At 41.5% G+C, this 16,477-nt stretch carries 16 protein-coding genes; 6 read left to right on the top strand and 10 right to left on the bottom strand.

Annotated elements, in window-relative coordinates; all coding sequences use genetic code 11:
- Positions 1-10: 10 nt before the first annotated feature.
- Complete coding sequence (locus ACFSR5_RS12900; protein ID WP_380904421.1) at positions 11-2,161, top strand: S9 family peptidase; 2,151 nt, start codon at positions 11-13, stop codon at positions 2,159-2,161.
- Between the two features lie 37 nt (positions 2,162-2,198).
- Here the strand turns inward: ACFSR5_RS12900 and ACFSR5_RS12895 are convergent, their stop codons facing one another.
- The gene (locus tag ACFSR5_RS12895) at positions 2,199-2,447 is read right to left on the bottom strand and encodes a hypothetical protein (RefSeq protein WP_380904419.1); all 249 of its coding nucleotides are present in this window, start codon (positions 2,445-2,447) and stop codon (positions 2,199-2,201) included.
- 492 nt (positions 2,448-2,939) lie between these two features.
- On the opposite strand from ACFSR5_RS12895, the gene ACFSR5_RS12890 reads away from it, so the two are divergent.
- From ACFSR5_RS12890 to argC, 4 genes are all read left to right on the top strand, one after another.
- Entirely contained in the window at positions 2,940-3,656 is a 717-nt protein-coding gene (locus ACFSR5_RS12890) for a GNAT family N-acetyltransferase (protein ID WP_380904417.1), read from the top strand.
- A gap of 36 nt (positions 3,657-3,692) precedes the next feature.
- Positions 3,693-4,883 (top strand): argininosuccinate synthase, encoded by a 1,191-nt coding sequence (gene argG / locus ACFSR5_RS12885; protein ID WP_380904415.1) that lies wholly within the window; start codon positions 3,693-3,695, stop codon positions 4,881-4,883.
- Complete coding sequence (locus ACFSR5_RS12880; RefSeq protein WP_380904413.1) at positions 4,880-5,326, top strand: GNAT family N-acetyltransferase; 447 nt, start codon at positions 4,880-4,882, stop codon at positions 5,324-5,326. The genes argG and ACFSR5_RS12880 overlap by 4 nt, the downstream gene beginning before the upstream one ends.
- 81 nt (positions 5,327-5,407) lie before the next feature.
- Positions 5,408-6,427 carry an N-acetyl-gamma-glutamyl-phosphate reductase gene (gene argC, locus ACFSR5_RS12875; protein WP_380904411.1) on the top strand — a complete coding sequence of 340 codons (1,020 nt, stop codon included), beginning with the start codon at positions 5,408-5,410 and terminating at the stop codon, positions 6,425-6,427.
- 60 nt (positions 6,428-6,487) lie between these two features.
- Here the strand turns inward: argC and ACFSR5_RS12870 are convergent, their stop codons facing one another.
- The 5 genes from ACFSR5_RS12870 to hemA all read right to left on the bottom strand — a co-directional run bounded on the left by ACFSR5_RS12870 (position 6,488) and on the right by hemA (position 12,783).
- Positions 6,488-7,306 (bottom strand): hypothetical protein, encoded by an 819-nt coding sequence (locus tag ACFSR5_RS12870; RefSeq protein ID WP_380904409.1) that lies wholly within the window; start codon positions 7,304-7,306, stop codon positions 6,488-6,490.
- Between the two features lie 71 nt (positions 7,307-7,377).
- Positions 7,378-8,688: a glutamate-1-semialdehyde 2,1-aminomutase gene (gene hemL, locus ACFSR5_RS12865; RefSeq protein WP_380904407.1), complete on the bottom strand. Its 1,311-nt coding sequence runs from the start codon at positions 8,686-8,688 to the stop codon at positions 7,378-7,380.
- 129 nt (positions 8,689-8,817) lie between these two features.
- On the bottom strand, positions 8,818-9,795 hold the full coding sequence (hemB, locus tag ACFSR5_RS12860; protein ID WP_380904405.1) for a porphobilinogen synthase: 978 nt from the start codon (positions 9,793-9,795) through the stop codon (positions 8,818-8,820).
- 51 nt (positions 9,796-9,846) lie between these two features.
- Positions 9,847-11,436, bottom strand: a complete 1,590-nt coding sequence (gene hemC / locus ACFSR5_RS12855) for a hydroxymethylbilane synthase (RefSeq protein WP_380904403.1) — start codon at positions 11,434-11,436, stop codon at positions 9,847-9,849.
- A 105-nt stretch (positions 11,437-11,541) separates the two neighbouring features.
- Positions 11,542-12,783, bottom strand: a complete 1,242-nt coding sequence (hemA, locus tag ACFSR5_RS12850; protein ID WP_380904401.1) for a glutamyl-tRNA reductase — start codon at positions 12,781-12,783, stop codon at positions 11,542-11,544.
- 290 nt (positions 12,784-13,073) lie between these two features.
- Here hemA and ACFSR5_RS12845 point away from each other — a divergent pair, with 290 nt between their 5' ends.
- Entirely contained in the window at positions 13,074-13,502 is a 429-nt protein-coding gene (locus ACFSR5_RS12845) for a hypothetical protein (protein ID WP_380904399.1), read from the top strand.
- Between the two features lie 56 nt (positions 13,503-13,558).
- Here the strand turns inward: ACFSR5_RS12845 and ACFSR5_RS12840 are convergent, their stop codons facing one another.
- From ACFSR5_RS12840 to rbfA, 4 genes are read right to left on the bottom strand one after another with little or no spacing between them, the layout of a single operon-like run.
- Positions 13,559-14,206 (bottom strand): hypothetical protein, encoded by a 648-nt coding sequence (locus ACFSR5_RS12840; protein ID WP_380904397.1) that lies wholly within the window; start codon positions 14,204-14,206, stop codon positions 13,559-13,561.
- On the bottom strand, positions 14,196-15,296 hold the full coding sequence (locus ACFSR5_RS12835) for an aminotransferase class V-fold PLP-dependent enzyme (RefSeq protein WP_380904395.1): 1,101 nt from the start codon (positions 15,294-15,296) through the stop codon (positions 14,196-14,198). The genes ACFSR5_RS12840 and ACFSR5_RS12835 overlap by 11 nt, the downstream gene beginning before the upstream one ends.
- The gene (gene aat, locus ACFSR5_RS12830; protein ID WP_380904393.1) at positions 15,274-15,942 is read right to left on the bottom strand and encodes a leucyl/phenylalanyl-tRNA--protein transferase; all 669 of its coding nucleotides are present in this window, start codon (positions 15,940-15,942) and stop codon (positions 15,274-15,276) included. The genes ACFSR5_RS12835 and aat overlap by 23 nt, the downstream gene beginning before the upstream one ends.
- 26 nt (positions 15,943-15,968) lie before the next feature.
- Positions 15,969-16,340 (bottom strand): 30S ribosome-binding factor RbfA, encoded by a 372-nt coding sequence (gene rbfA / locus ACFSR5_RS12825; RefSeq protein ID WP_380904391.1) that lies wholly within the window; start codon positions 16,338-16,340, stop codon positions 15,969-15,971.
- Between the last annotated feature and the right edge of the window lie 137 nt (positions 16,341-16,477).

Below are 16,477 nucleotides of genomic sequence, written 5' to 3'. Positions count from 1 at the left end.
CCAGTTTATTATGCATAAAAAATGGAACTATATGATTATTATTGGAGCTATGATAATATCATGTTCTGATAAGACAGGGAAGCATCAAGTCACATGGCCAGATGCAGTTGCTCCGGTTGCGGAGCGAAAATCGCATTTGCGGATCATTCATGGAGACACAGTTGCGGACGACTATTTTTGGTTGAACGACTATTTTAAGAAAGGACCGGAGTCAGGAAACGTCGTATCTTATTTAGAAGAAGAGAATACCTATACTTCAGCGATGCTAAAAGATACCGAAGGGCTGCAACAGTCGCTGTTCCAGGAAATGAAGGACCGCATTAAAGAAAAAGATGAATCTGTGCCTTACCTGAAAAATGGTTACTATTATTATACACGTACGGAAGAAGGAAAACAATATTATAAGTTCTGCCGTCGGAAAGGTAGTATGAACGCGGCGGAAGAAATTTTGTTGGATGTAGATGTGCTGGCGCACGGATATCCCTACTATGCAGCGAACGGTTTTTCGGTTAGTCCGGACAATAAATTGTTATCTTTTGGCGTAGATACGGTATCCAGAAGAGAGTATACTATCTATATCAAAAATTTGGAAACTGGGCAACTTCTGCCGGATAAAATTGAAAAAACAACCGGGGACGCAACTTGGGCAAGTGATAATAATACGATATTCTATACGGCCAAAAATCCGGCAACCCTTTTGACCGAAAAAATTAAACGGCATCGTTTAGGCACAAGCCAAGCGACCGATGTTATCGTATATGATGAAAAAGACAATACCAATTATATTAGCGTTGGCAAGTCTAAAAACGACGAATATATTATGATTTATTCGGGTGGTACACTGTCTTCGGAAGTGCTCTTCCTAAAGGCTGACGACCCATTGGGCTCCTTTACTTCTTTCCAGCCGCGGCAGAAAAATGTTCTTTATTCTGTTACACCTTTAGCCGATCGTTTCTTAATACTGACCAACGATCAAGCAAAGAACTTTAAAGTGATGCAATGCCCATTGGATAAGACGTCAAAAGCACATTGGAAAGAATTTATCCCTCACCGTGAAGATGTGTTGATTGCCGAAATCGATGAATTTAGAGATTTTCTGGTTATTTCGGAGCGGAAGAATGGGTTAACCCAAATGGCTGTTCGATCGTTACGGGACGGTGTGCAACACTATTTGGATTTTGGAGAGCCAGCATATACAGTGTATCCGAGTACGAATGTAGAGTACGACACCGATGTCGTTCGCTACGGTTACACTTCGCTGATAACTCCATCTTCCACGTTTGATTATCACATGCGCACGAAGAAAAAAGAGTTAAAGAAACAACAGGAAGTAATTGGAGGGTATCAACCAGAGGATTATCTTACGGAAAGACTATTTGCGACGGCCAGTGACGGCAGCCAAATTCCAATTTCGCTGGTCTATAAAAAAGGGCTAAAAAAAGACGGTACTGCGCCTCTTTTGCTGTATGCGTACGGTTCGTACGGCGTTTCGATGGATCCGGCGTTTAACACCTCCCGATTAAGTCTACTGGATCGCGGTTTCGTGTACGCGATTGCACATATTCGTGGAGGTGAAGAGATGGGGCGACAATGGTATGAAGATGGTAAAATGATGAAGAAGAAGAATACATTTACCGATTTTATTGATTGTGGAAAATACTTGATTGCTCAGCAATTTACTAGTGAGAAGCACCTTTACGCTCAGGGGGGAAGTGCTGGCGGTTTGTTGATGGGAGCTGTCATTAACATGGCGCCAGAGATATGGAATGGCGTAATTGCCCAGGTGCCTTTTGTAGACGTGGTAAATACAATGCTGGACGAGACAATTCCGTTGACGACGAATGAATATGATGAATGGGGGAATCCCAATCAGGAACCTGCATATGCTTATATGAAATCATATTCCCCTTATGAAAACATCACCGCTAAGGAATACCCCAATTTGTTGGTTACAACTGGGCTACATGACAGCCAAGTTCAGTACTTTGAACCTGCAAAATGGGTCGCAAAATTGCGAGCAACAAAAAAGGGTTCAAATGTAATTTTATTGAAAACCGATATGGATTATGGTCACGGTGGTGCCTCCGGACGGTTTGACTATTTAAAAGACATAGCATTGAATTACGCCTTTCTATTTAAACTGGAAGGAATTCTGAAATAGGGTAGGATAAAATAAGGGCTTGGAGATATCTGAGCTCTTATTTTTTCTTAAGTGAATCTTGTCTATTTTCTTTTTCGATTTCGCGGGCGTCAATTTGGTGCTGTTGATAATTCTGAATAGCAACTTTACTTGCTTTTTGCGATACGATGATACCTATAATCGCGATAATAGTAACGACAGCTAATCCCCAGGCATATTTCTTTTTGTCCTGCTTGACCAGCCAATACATCACGAAGATATAGGGTACTGCGAAAAAAATATAAAATATAATACTTGGCCCTACCATAGATGCTGACTTTGAAATGCAAAAGTACCGAATTAAAAAGATATAAAAAACTATACCGGATACCGTGACAAGAAGTTGACAACTTTTAAACCTTTTAGCGAAATCGGCGTCCTATTAGTAGATTGATGATAAGGCGGATAGCTTAATGTTTTTTTAATAAAAAAACTACGAGGCTATTGCATAAAAGAAAAAAATATTTTTATACTTTTGCGCTGTCCTACAATAATAGACAAACAGAAAATGAACTACGGAACGCTGCATATTCAAATACCCGCACAACTTCCCCAGAAGTTAGCTTGGGAATTTATGTATGCGATGCATACGTTCAACTGTCCTATTCTCCGATTCCGACGACCTATTCTGCCTCGAGCTTGATTCGGAGGCAGGCTACTTCCATTTTTGATTATCATCCAGCTCGGTGATTCCTCAATTGTTAATTAATCAAGGTTTATTGCAGCACTTCGGTGCAAATTATTAGGTCGACATCAACAGATGACACTTTCAGATTTTTCAATTATTCCAGCTACATCTGCACACATAACATACGCAGAGACCATTTGTGACGAAATGTTTGAGTCCGCCAAGGCGCGTGGCACAGGCATTGCACGTCGGAAACCCGAATATGTGGCTCGAAAGATGGAAGAGGGTAAAGCAGTCATTGCTTTGCACAAGGACGGCCGGTGGGCAGGGTTTTGTTATATAGAGACCTGGAGCCACGGCGATTATGTAGCTAATTCTGGTCTTATTGTAAATCCGGAATTTAGAAAAGTTGGATTAGCAAAAGCTATTAAAAAGCGTGTTTTCGAATTGTCGCGCGAAAAATATCCAAACGCCAAGATCTTTGGTTTGACCACTGGACTGGCTGTTATGAAAATCAATTCGGATTTAGGATACGAACCTGTGACATATTCAGAACTGACACAGGATGAAGAATTTTGGAAAGGTTGCCAGTCGTGTGTAAACTATGATATTTTAGTGAGCAAGGAGCGGAAGAACTGTATGTGTACCGCGATGCTGTGGGATCCTGTGGAGAAAGAACGTGAATTGAAGGAAAAGATTCAGCGACGGGCAGAAGCGAAGGAGCGGTTGGACCGTATCGTTAAAAAACAATCACTGTTAAAACGTATCGAAGCAAAGCTCTGGAAGTCGTCAAAAAAAATGATTGCAGCTGTGCTCCCTGTGGGAACCGGCGCAGTTAAAGGAATATAATTTGTAGATTTGAAGCTAGAAAAATAAATTATTCGGATGAAAAAAGTAGTATTAGCGTTTAGCGGAGGATTGGATACGTCTTTTTGTTGTATCTATCTAACGAAAGATTTAGGTTTAGAAGTACACTCTGTAGTTGTCAATACTGGAGGTTTCTCTGCAGAGGAGCTTCAGGCGATCGAGAGAAGAGCCTATGAATTAGGAGTGAAGTCACATAGTGCCATTGACGAGACAGAAGATTACTACCGCAACACGATTAAATACTTAATTTTCGGAAATGTCTTAAAAAATGCGACTTATCCTCTTTCCGTATCTGCCGAACGCGTATGTCAAGCTACGGCAATAGCCAACTACGCTAAGCAAATTGGTGCGGAGTGCGTTGCGCACGGTTCGACTGGCGCTGGAAATGATCAAGTACGTTTTGATATGATTTTTAATACGCTCATTCCAGGGGTAGAAATCATCACGCCAATTCGTGATCTCAAGCTATCCCGTGAGCAAGAAATAGAATATCTTGCCAAACACGGTGTTGAGATTAATGCAGACAAAGCCAAATACTCGATCAATAAGGGGCTATGGGGAACCTCTGTAGGCGGAGCCGAAACTTTAACTTCCAGCCAGTACCTACCAGAATCGGCTTGGCCTACACAGGTAACCTCTGCAACCCCTCAAACTGTAACGATAGATTTTGTACAGGGCGAGCCTGTGGCCTTAAATGGTGCACAAATAGGCCCTGTCAAGGTAATCCAACAGCTTCAGGACTTGGCTCAACCATACGGGATTGGTCGCGATATTCACGTAGGAGATACCATTATCGGAATCAAAGGTAGGGTGGGATTTGAGGCAGCAGCCCCGCTGATTTTGATAAAAGCACATCATACGTTGGAAAAACATACACTTACGAAATGGCAATTGTCTTGGAAGGATCAGATTGCTGCGTTCTATGGCAATTATATGCACGAAGGACAAATGCATGATCCGGTTATGCGGGATATTGAAGCTTTTCTCTGCTCTTCGCAGCAAACGGTTACTGGACGTGCTATCGTAGAACTGCATCCTTATCGTTTTATTGTTATCGGAATTGAATCGGAACACGATTTAATGTCTAACAAGTTTGGAAGTTATGGGGAAATGAATAAAGGTTATACAGGTGACGATGTGAAAGGGTTCGCTAAGATTTTTGGAAACCAAACTATAATCTGGCATAAAGTTAACGCAAAAGAGGGATGATTAAGCAGGCAAACGTTGCGGATCTAGAGGATATCATATCGTTATTCGAAGCTTATAGAACATTCTATCGGCACCCCAGCGATCTGCAAGGTTGTCGGAAGTTTTTAACCGAACGTCTGGCCCATAAAGAGTCTGTTATTTTTATCGTATACTTGGAAGGAAAACCGGTCGGTTTCACACAACTTTATCCTAAATATTCGTCGGCTCGCCTCGCAAAAAATTGGATATTAAATGATTTATTTGTCGATAGCGATGCTCGGAATAGAGGCTTGGGTCAGCAGTTAATTCAGACGGCGGTGGAGTTTGCGCAAATTGACGGCGCGACGTTTGTTCAATTGGAGACGCAAGTAGAAAACGTGATTGCGCAATCCTTATACAAAAAAATGGGATTTGCGTTGCAAGAGCCGGATACGGAGTTCTTGGTGTTTAAAAAACAAGTGTAAACGGCGTTGCGGGCAATAAACATAGAGTTGCCAAAAATTTCTCTTTTTGTTTTTTACCCGTGAGGCCTAAAGATATGTATTATGAGTAAAATTAAAGTGGGTATTGTGGGATCGGCAGGCTATACAGGCGGTGAATTGTTGCGTGTATTAATTTACCATCCAAAGGTTGATATCGTCTTTGCAAATTCTGCCTCAAATGCAGGGAATAAAGTGTACGAAGTTCATAGCGATCTTTTTGGGGATACTGAACTACAATTTTCTTCCGATTTTCATTGCGACATCGATGTGCTCTTCTTATGCGTGGGACATGGTGACGCGCGAAAATTTTTAGAGACTACCCCTGTCAATCCTGCGGTGAAAATTATCGACTTATCTCAAGACTACCGTCTGACATCCAATACTATTTACCAGGGACAGAAATTTGTATATGGTCTTCCTGAACTGAATAAAGAATCGATTACAGAAGCACAATACGTGGCTAATCCGGGATGTTTTGCGACCAATATTCAACTTGCTTTGCTTCCATTGGCACATAAAGGAATGTTACCGTCGGAAATACACGTAAATGCGACTACGGGGTCTACTGGAGCTGGCCAAAAGCCCGGCGCTACCACACATTTTTCGTGGCGCAACAATAATTTATCTGCTTATAAATCTTTCGAACATCAACATCTTCAAGAAATTTCAGAATCGTTGAATCAGCTACAGCCAGGTTTTTTGGCGCCATCTGAGAAATCACTTTTGGGGCAAGCTGCCGAAAAAATTCATTTTGTACCACAGCGCGGAGCATTCGCTCGCGGTATTTTTTCAGCGATTTACGTGGAATCCACTTTGTCAAATGACGAAGCATATGCGTTGTATGAAGATTATTACAACGATCATCCATTTACGCACGTAAGTCGGTCAAACATCGATTTGAAGCAAGTCGTAAATACCAATAAAAGTATTATGCATCTGGAAAAACATGGCAACCAGCTTTTGATTTTGAACGCTACAGACAATTTATTAAAAGGAGCGTCCGGACAGGCGGTGCAAAATATGAATTTAATGTTTGGGTTAGATGAGCGTGAAGGTCTAAACTTAAAAAGTGTCGGATTTTAGTGAAAGTAAAGGGCTTGCAAATCTGCAAGCCCTATTTCATGTTTATTAAGCCTTCCGCAACTATTCTGCAGAAAGATTTATTTTTCGTTCCACAGTAACATTATCTCCTGTTACTGCATTACCATCCTTGTCTACCAGCGTAAGTTTCACTGTATTTTCACCCATAGGTAAGTTCAAGATCTCGTAAGGGACCCATTGATCCAATGTGAATTCTTGACCGTTGATATCTGCCTTAACTTTGTTTCCGTCGGCTCCCAATGTGCCATTTGCTACAAAGAAATCTAGTAATAAGGCTTTTGTGTCTTCACCTTTGTAATCTCCTTTGGGGCGGCTGTAAAACAACGAAAGCTCAGAAGGAGCTGGAAGTTCTTCGATTTTTCCATCCGCAGTAACTTTGAATTTAATCAACTTTGAAGCCTCTGCTGTTTTAATCGATTCATGATACGAGCGAGACAGAAAGGACATCAAATAATGTTCTGAATTGAGTGCCACGGTAACGTTATGCTCTGGTTTATACAACGCCGCATAAGGTTTATTGTCAAGTATAAAATGGATATGTTGACCTTCATGTGAGTTAGCCATATGATGTTCGTGCTCGGTCTGTGCCGTCAATTCAAAATTGGAAACGTCGTATTTAACCGTTACTTTCGCAGAGTCGGTGCCTACTTTTTCAGAGGTAATAGAAGCAATTTTTAACGTTGCCCCCGGGAATTCCTTAGAATGCTTTAATGGATTTACAGCAATGGCACCAACAGAATCTGACAATGCGGTAGAATCTTGTGTGTCTCCATCGCTGTTTTTTGTCGAGGGATTACAAGAAGCAATTGTTGCAGAAACGGCAAGGAGTGCTAGAGCCGTCTTTAAAGGGTTCATTTTCATATCTTTTGATTTTAAATGATGGTAATTATTAACCTGATATCTAACAAATATACTGGAAAAAAGTTTTCGACTTATTGAAAAACAATATCTAACGCTATTTTTACAGCCGCAACCGTTGTGTCTAAGTCGGATTCCGTATGTGCACTGGAGATAAAACCTACTTCGTAGCCGGAGGGACCAAAATAAATGCCTTGGTTCAATAATGCGCGATGCATGATTTTATAGTTCTCCATGGATCGTGGATCGATATCGTCGGCACGTTTAATACTTGATTGAGTGGTAAAGGCAAACCAAAATATAGAGCCTACCGTAAACAATTGGACTTCATAACCTTTCTCTGCAATGTATCTACGGATCGTTTCCACAAAACGTTTTGTCGTTTCCTCTTGCTTTGTATAAAAATCAGGTTGCACAAGGATTTCTAGCGCCGCAATACCGGCCGCCATGGCAACTGGATTGCCGGATAGCGTTCCGGCCTGATATACACCGCCATCGGGGGAGATATATTTCATGAGCGCCTTCGAAGCGCCATAAGCGCCGACCGGCATTCCGCCGCCAATAATTTTACCATAGGTGATGATATCCGGTTGCACACCATAATAGCCTGCTGCGCCTTCAAATCCCAACCTAAATCCCGTAATCACCTCGTCAAAAATAAGCAATGTACCGTGCTGCGCTGTGAGTTGGCGCAAGAAGTGAATATACTCCGAATCCTGAATTAAAAGCCCATTGTTAGCAGGAATTCCTTCGATAATTACAGCTGCTATTTCATTAGGGAAGGAAGTGAACACTTCTACTAGCGCTTCTTTATCATTGAGTGAAATAACAATCGTTTCATCCGCAAATGCTTTTGGAACACCAGCCGATGACGTTTCACCAAATGTTACCAAACCGGATCCCGCTTTGACCAATAGGGAATCAGAATGTCCGTGATAACAGCCATCAAATTTTACGATTTTATCTCGTTTCGTAAATCCTCTGGCTAACCGAATAGCCGACATGACGGCTTCTGTACCGGAACTGACGAAACGGATCATTTCTATATAACTGTTGCGACTTAAGATAAGTTCGGCCAGCTCGTTTTCTAAGCGGGTGGGAGCTCCAAAACTTAGTCCTTTGTACAATTGGGCAGCGACAGCTTCGCGGATTTGGTCGTTGTTATGACCCAAGATAAGAGGGCCCCAGGAACAACAGTAATCGATAAATTCGTTCCCGTCTGCGTCCCAAATTCGGGCTTTATCTCCTCTTTCGATAAACAGAGGAGTACCATAAACTGATTTGAAGGCGCGTACCGGCGAATTTACGCCACCCGGAAAGTAGTTTTTTGCCTTGTCGAAAAGTTCTGCAGACTTTTCACGTGAAATATCATGGAGTTGTGTCATAAGCCTAATTAAATTACGCGAAGTTATCCAATTTAAATGTAAGGAACCTCATTTTATGGTCAGTATTTCGGCTCGGATAATAAGAAAAGCTCAGCAGAACATACTGAGCTTTTCTTATAGAATCAGAATTTATGCTTTTAACCAGCCTTTTTCCAAGACCTCTTTTGCATGATACGTGAGGATGGAGGTTGCTCCTGCACGGCGAAAACTGAGTAAGGTTTCCATGATCGATCGTTCTTCATCTAGCCATCCGTTGCGGATCGCCGCTTTTAACATGGCATATTCACCTGAAACATTGTACGCCGCGATAGGCAGGTCGAAGTTGTCGTGCAACAGTTTGATAATATCAAGGTAAGGCAATCCTGGTTTGACCATCAGGAAGTCTGCCCCTTCTTCCATGTCCAACTGTGCCTCAATTAGCGCTTCTCTGGAATTGGCAGGGTTCATTTGGTAGGTTTTTTTATCCCCGGCCTTAGGAGCTGAATTCAACGCATCACGAAAAGGACCGTAGAATGCTGAAGCATATTTTGCAGTATAAGACATTAGTGACACCTGTTTAAATCCGTGGGTATCTAATAATTCGCGTATATAGCCAATGCGTCCGTCCATCATATCGGATGGAGCGATAATATCTGCTCCTGCCTCAGCATGTGCTAAAGCCATTTTCCCTAAAATTTCCAATGTTTCATCATTGAGTATTTCTCCGTTTTCAACGATACCATCATGTCCATCGGAACTGTAGGGATCCATCGCAACATCGGTGACAATGCATGCTTCAGGAAAGTTCTTTTTTACCTGCTCTATTGCTCGCAGATACAGATTTCCTTTCTGATGACTGACAGAAGCATACTTGTCTTTTAAACTCTCTTCAATATTTGGAAATAAGTCGAAAGCTTTTAGTCCAATATTCAGACAGCTCTCCACTTCTCTTAGTAGATTGTCAATGGAATACCGAAAAATACCGGGCATAGACGATACTTCGGTCTTCTGTTGATGTCCTTCTACGATAAATAACGGAAATATCAAATTGGCCGCGGATAGATGGTTCTCTTGAATCATGTCGCGAATAACCGCTGATTTTCTGTTTCTTCTTGGACGTTGTAACATAGTTTATCGTTTTTAAAATAGAAGGGAGCTAATGAAGCTCCCAGCGTACATTTAGTAGTCTAATCCGAAAATAGCTTCTGCCAGGCCGATTTCATCCGGTGTAAACGGCAATGCGTAAGGGAGGCCCATAGCCTCAATGGACTTCGCCGTAGAGTGTCCAATACAGATGATCTGTTGCCCCGGATCAACGAGATTCTCACGGAAGTAAGCTTCCACGTTACTAGGACTGGTAAAAATCAATACTTCAGCATTCGTTTTATCGACATTTTCCTCGAGGACAGTTTCATAAATAGGCATGTCAATCACCTTAGTATCTGCGGTAAGCGCGTTTTGAATAGACATAAGCGAATCTTTCGCGCGAGGGATAAAGACCGTCTGTCCATCTACGAGCTTGGCGAATTCTTTAGCAATATCTTCAGTTTTAATACCTAGGTTATCCCCAGAGAAATCTGCAATGCGGTCATATTTCCGCAATGCGTCCTCAGAACCTCGCCCCAGAACAGCTAACTTGGTTTTCTTTAAAATTAATGGGTCTAGCTTAAAGAAATGGTCGATGGCATTTTTACTGTTAAAAAATATCCAATCAGCCCGCTTTAAAATGAAGGAATCCAACTTGTTAATCGTGGGATATATACGGATTAGTGAGCGAGCGTCGGCTTGAATCTCATGTTTTGCAAAATAGCGGCCTAGATAGGAATTTTCATCAAGCTCGCGCGTAATAAATATGCTGGATGGGAGTTTCCGATCTTTCTGAAACTTAGAAAAAATGCGTTCTGCCATTCCTTCTGTCGTTGAAGATTGAATATACAGGCGATCTGGGAAATCTTCATTGTCCTCGGCAATAGAGGTCCATGCTTCATAAGATCCGCTATCTGTTCGCCGGCAGTAGCTGCCCAGCGGAGCATGGCAGCCGGCATCAAACATATTCAGCACTTTTCGTTCAACCGCTATGGTATCCGCAACGCTGTTATCATGTATCCGTTGTAGTAGTGTGAACAGTTCGTGGTCGGTTTCCCGAATCTGAATGGCTAAGACTCCTTGTGCGGGAGCCGGAATAATCTCTATCGGTGCAATTTCTTCGATGTGAAAATCCGAAAGATCCATGTCGATACGTGAGACGCCAGCCTTTGCCAATACAATGGCATCGTATTGCTCTTCCCGAAGTTTTTGGATGCGTGTCTGTAAATTCCCGCGGAGATCCGTAAATTCTAAGTCAGGTCGCAGCGACAGAAGTTGCGCTTTTCGTCTATTGGATGAGGTGCCTACCGAAGCGTTATGTTTCAAGGAAAGCCTTTTCTTTATATCAACGCAATCCTTATGAATGATGAGCAACTCAGATGGATCTTCGCGTTCGGAGACTGCCGCGATAATGAGCCCTGGAGGGTTTATGGTTGGCAAATCTTTATGAGAGTGAACAGCGAGATCAATTTGCCCATGTAGAAGCTCTTCCTCTAACTCCTTTGTGAAAAATCCCTTACCTTCCAGTTTATCCAAACGAAGGTGCTGTACAATATCGCCTTGGGTTTTGATAATTTTTAGGTCGGATTCAACACCAATTTCTGCCAATCGAGCTTTTACGAAGTTCGCTTGCCATAATGCGAGTTGACTGCCTCTAGTTCCGATAATAAGTTTTCTGTTCACTATAGATGCTTTATGGTTGAAAATGCGTACAAATTTAACCAAATAGTCATATAATCCCGACAACCATTGTCAGAATTAGGCTAAATTTTGGATGAAACGTAGAGACTAGTTACTTTCTGATTGTGAATTTTTTACCAGAATTTCTTTGGCCATTACCATGGGAACTTTAATGTATTTTTTCTCCATGTAATTGATTACCTTTTCTAATACTTCGCGGGCTTGCGGGTCTAGTTTTTCCACTTCTTGTGCAAAAACTTCATTTAAGGCAAACGATTTTATTTCTTTAATCTTCTCAGGAACTTCCCGCATAGCAACTTCTACGCGACGTTGTTTCAGAAGGGGTAGGAACTCTTGGATGTTGTCCTGAATAATCGCATCGGCACTAGCCAATTCATTGTATCGATCTTGCTTATTCTTTTCGGCTATAGCTTGCAGGCTACTGACTTCAATATATTGAACAGGAAATTGTGCAACCACATCCGCATCCACATCATTAGGAACTGCTAGGTCCACGATAACCTTTTTATCGATTTCACCATTCAAAAGCATACGATAGAGATTAACATCGATAATGGCTTCTGGCGAACCTGTACAAACAATCATAACGTCAAATCCTTTTTTATAATTGCCCAGTTCGGATAACGGATATGCTTCCGCATTTAGTTCTGATGCTAACTTTTGCGCATTTTTAAGGGTGCGGTTAAAAACCACAAAATTCGAAAGTTGGTGTTTCTTTAGGTATTTGGCTAAATTCTGATTCGTCTCTCCAGATCCAATAACTAAAATACGTGCATTTTGCGGCAATTTGGTTTCCTTCAGCTTGCGGTAAGCTAAAGAAACGACAGAAATAGGGTTCCGGGATATATTCGTGTATGTATATACCTCTTTTGCCGTTTTGACCAATCTGTCCATCACCAAACGAAGGTAGTCTCCCGTAAAACCTGCTTCACGACATTTTTCATAGGCACGACGAACTTGGGCAAGAATTTCTTTTTCTCCCACGACCAGACTTTCCAACGAACATGACATACGGAAAAGGTGGTTTAGGGCCTCCATGCCCGAATAACGGGTTACTTGACCAAGATAACACTGCAGACGCTCCGCGGGAACACAAAAGTTCATCCGATGCATAAAATTTGCGATAAATTCATCGTTCAATTCATGTGCGCCACAGAATACAAATTCCACACGATTACATGTTGCGATATAAAATATCTCAGGAATATCTAAGCTATTTTTTAGGTTAATCAAGCGATCTTCCAATTCTTCATTGCAGATGACCAAATTTCCCAAGTCTTTTAATTCGACATGTTTGTGGGTAAATGCTATAACTTTTAAATTCTTCAAAGCCTATCTTGCTCAATAATTTTCTCCTGCAAATGTAGATGAAAAGGAATGCTTTTCTGTCAAAAATCTGTCAATACAAAGAATTTAGAATGATTTTAAATAATGTTAAATAATTGTTAATCAATTGTTTTTCAGGTAGTTGTGTTTGATGGTGGATTTAAGTTTGCAAACAATCATTTGTAGAAAAATGAAATAGTGATTTTAGCTACAAATTTTCCATTTATTTTTTCCAAAACCTATCAATAATATGCTACGTTTTATAAATATTTGCAAACAAAAATAAACATCATATGTACATCCTTCGAAAGCCTTTATGCCTATTTGGTATTTTTATCTCTGCGCTAGCCCCGGTTTTCTCGCCCTTTTTGCGAGTACCGGTCAAAGGGAACTGGAATCTGTACCAAACAGATGTTAGTCTGTTTCTCATTACCTATGCATTATTGGGGCTATGCGTATTAGGATTTTTCATGCGAAAGGTGTCTCTTTACAGGCTCTTTACCAGAATCTATCTCGGTTGGTGTATCGTAGCCTTTGCGGCCGTATTTTTTAAGGTTAACAATTATTTTGGCATGCGACTGCTCGATGGACTCATGGCGAAGACAATTGATTTGAAATGGGGCTGGCTCATTCTGTTTATTGGAGCTCTATTACTTGCAATCAGTGTCAAGAAGCTTCAACCCATAGTAGGGGAATCGACAGAAGGAGACACGCAATACTGATCGTGGATAGGGAAGGCTTCTCCGATTCTGAAGAAGCTTCCCGTATGCTTTAGCGGTTACCTTTGCTTTGGACGGTGCGATATAAAATGATCTGCTAATTTTTCCAAGCCGATATTTTCTTCAGGTTTATCCAGTTCGAATTTCCATACTTTTTTTTCAAGGAGATCATCGGTTTGTTTCGGTTGAATGAGATCCATCGGTTTCACGCGAAACTCGCGACGGATCGGATCCGTTGGTTGATGAGGTTGTGTACTGTTACGCAGTATTTGAATCTCAAAATTCGGCCACTTTCCAACGTTATTGAAATTCGCCGAATAAAACGTGAGAAAATCCCGAGCAGAGATTTTCTCTGCAAATATTCCTGTTCGTTTGTTACCATTTACCTCACTAATAGTAGCTAGTATTGTAAATGATGTATGATTGATAAGGTGAAATTTGGCTAGGCCATCCTTTTGCTCGCCGTCCACACCGACAAATATACCCCGGTCGATAAAGGGTAGGTTCGAAGAGGGGGTGTGTTCTGTGATTTCGTCATCCTCTCGCTTCATATTCCCGTGTACACGTGTTATTTTAGTGATCTGCACGGGTATCTCGAATCCCGAATCATCGGTTACTCCAACAATGTCATTTTGTTGAAATGAGGTGATGTGTCCTTCTATTGGCTCGTCTACGAAACGAACTAAATCTCCAATTTTAAATTTCATAGTTGCCTTGTATATTGTAGGTGTCTAAGATACCCAATAATTTTTCGATATCCCAGTGCGTGTTATAAAGATGAAGCCCAATCCGGATTCCTGTTCCTCTTGGAAAGCATTTTATATCGTTCGCCGTAAGATCTGTATAGTGTTTGGGAGCGATTTGTATATTGATTAAGGACGACCTGACAGACCTGCCGACCACCGCAGGAAGAAGTAAATTTCGTTTAGCGAGCTCTTCGTGCGCAAACGCTGATATGGAGTGAATATGTTTTTGTACGTTTTCTAGCCCCGTCTCCTGTAAAAATAGTATAGATTGCTGTAATGTGCCATGGCTTAGTGTGTCTTGATGTCCAGGTTCAAAAAAAGTTTGCAACATGCTTTTTGACGCCCACATAGCTTCTTTTGGGGAAGGACGATCGTGTAGTTCTTCGTTCATCAAGTTTGTAAGGTGCTCACTTAATAGCATAAAACCGTTGCCAAATCCGGCCATTAACCATTTGTATCCGCTGGTTCCAACGGCATCAAAACCTGACTGATCGAAGTGAAAGGGTTCTGTTCCGAGAAACTGGGTGCCATCGGCAATAATTATAAGCTTTGGATTATCTTGTTTAAGTTGACGGATGAATGCTAAATCTATTTTAATACCCGTAATATATTGGACAATACTGAGAAGTAACACATCAGGTTGGTACTCTCGGATCGCTTTTAGGATGTTTTGCTCGAGGTGTTCATCGATTTTAACCGTTTTATAATTCAGATTACGATTGACGATTGGGTAATTGAGTGATGGATAGTCCTCGTCTAATAGTAGATATTTATAGGAAGAAGGGAGCCTATCTAAAAGTACATTATAGCCAAATGAAAAATTAGGTGTACAGAATACCCGAGTTGTACAAGCTTTGAAAATTTTTCCAATGTCTTCCCGGACGCTTTGTATAAAAGCGGGCTGCTGGTCACGGAGATCGCCATGAAGGTCGAAGAACCGTCGCTCGCGTTCCTCTCGCCAACGGCGGTTAGATTTTGGTAATATACCATTGCCAGGCGTATTGAGATAGGTAATGGACGACGGTATATCAAAAAGATGTTTGAAAGGCATAAGGTTTTAATGTTTGCTGCTGTAAGAATTTGTAGTACGCATCACCTGACAAGTATGTCGCTCCAAGAGAGGCCAGATGATCCGTATAGACCTGGCAATCGATCAGTTGGATGTCAGGCTGTTGACACAGATAAATAAAAGCTAATTTAGAGGCGTTGGATACTGAGGTAAACATACTTTCGCCACAAAATACGTGGCCTACTTGTACGCCGTACAACCCACCAACAAGCGTACCATTTTCGTCGTAAGTTTCCACACTATGTGCATAGCCTTGCTGATGCAGTTCTACATAGGCTTCTTCCATTTCCTGTGTAATCCAAGTTCCGTCTTGTCCGTGCCTTTGTTTTGTCGCACAGCTGCGGATAACTTCACGGAAGGCCCGGTCGCAGGTAACCGTTAGCCTTGTTTTCCGCAAGAATTGCTGCATACTTTTTGAGATACGTAGCTCTTGAGGTGCTAACACAAATCTTTCCTGAGGAGCGTACCATAATATAGGACTTGTTTCATCATACCATGGAAAGATGCCGTGTTGATAGGCGAGCAAAAGCCTTTCCGTACGTAAATCGCCGCCAATAGCAAGAAGACCATCGTCATCAGCAAGTGACGGATGAGGAAAAGTCAAGCGCTCGTCCAGTTGGTAGGGCATAATCTATGCGAAAAAAAACCAGATGATTAATCTGGCTGTCTAGGTTCCTTACTTATTTCCTCGAAAAGTTTATCCATATGTTCCACATATTCATTCGTGTCATCCAGAAAAAACTCCAGCTGAGGCACAATACGAGCCTGATTCTTAATTCGTGTGCCAAGTTTGTAGCGTATTTCGTTTGTTTTGCTTTGTATGTTCGCTAAATCATCCTTCGCAGTTTTGGTATTTAAGAAGCTCAAATATACGCGTGCAATAGCAAGATCCGGTGTAACCCGTACTTTTGTCACGGTGATAAAAGCTCCAGGTGCCCACGAATTACCCTCTCGCTGAAATAGCTCTGCTAAATCCTGCTGGATTACTCCTGCAAATCGTTGTTGTCTTTTACTTTCTGTTCCCATAATAATATGCTGTTTTATCGTTCGTATGAAGCGAACAGGGTACACACAAAGGTACTAATAAATAACGAGTCTTAGATGTGATTACAAAAAAAGCGTATCACAGGTCGAGATACGCTTCAGAACAAAATTAGTTTATA

Origin of the sequence: Sphingobacterium suaedae (genome assembly GCF_042684625.1) — a bacterium.
Taxonomy (GTDB): domain Bacteria; phylum Bacteroidota; class Bacteroidia; order Sphingobacteriales; family Sphingobacteriaceae; genus Sphingobacterium; species Sphingobacterium suaedae.
The sequence above is the reverse complement of the archived record's forward strand: the minus strand, read 5'-3'. Positions and strand labels throughout refer to the sequence as shown.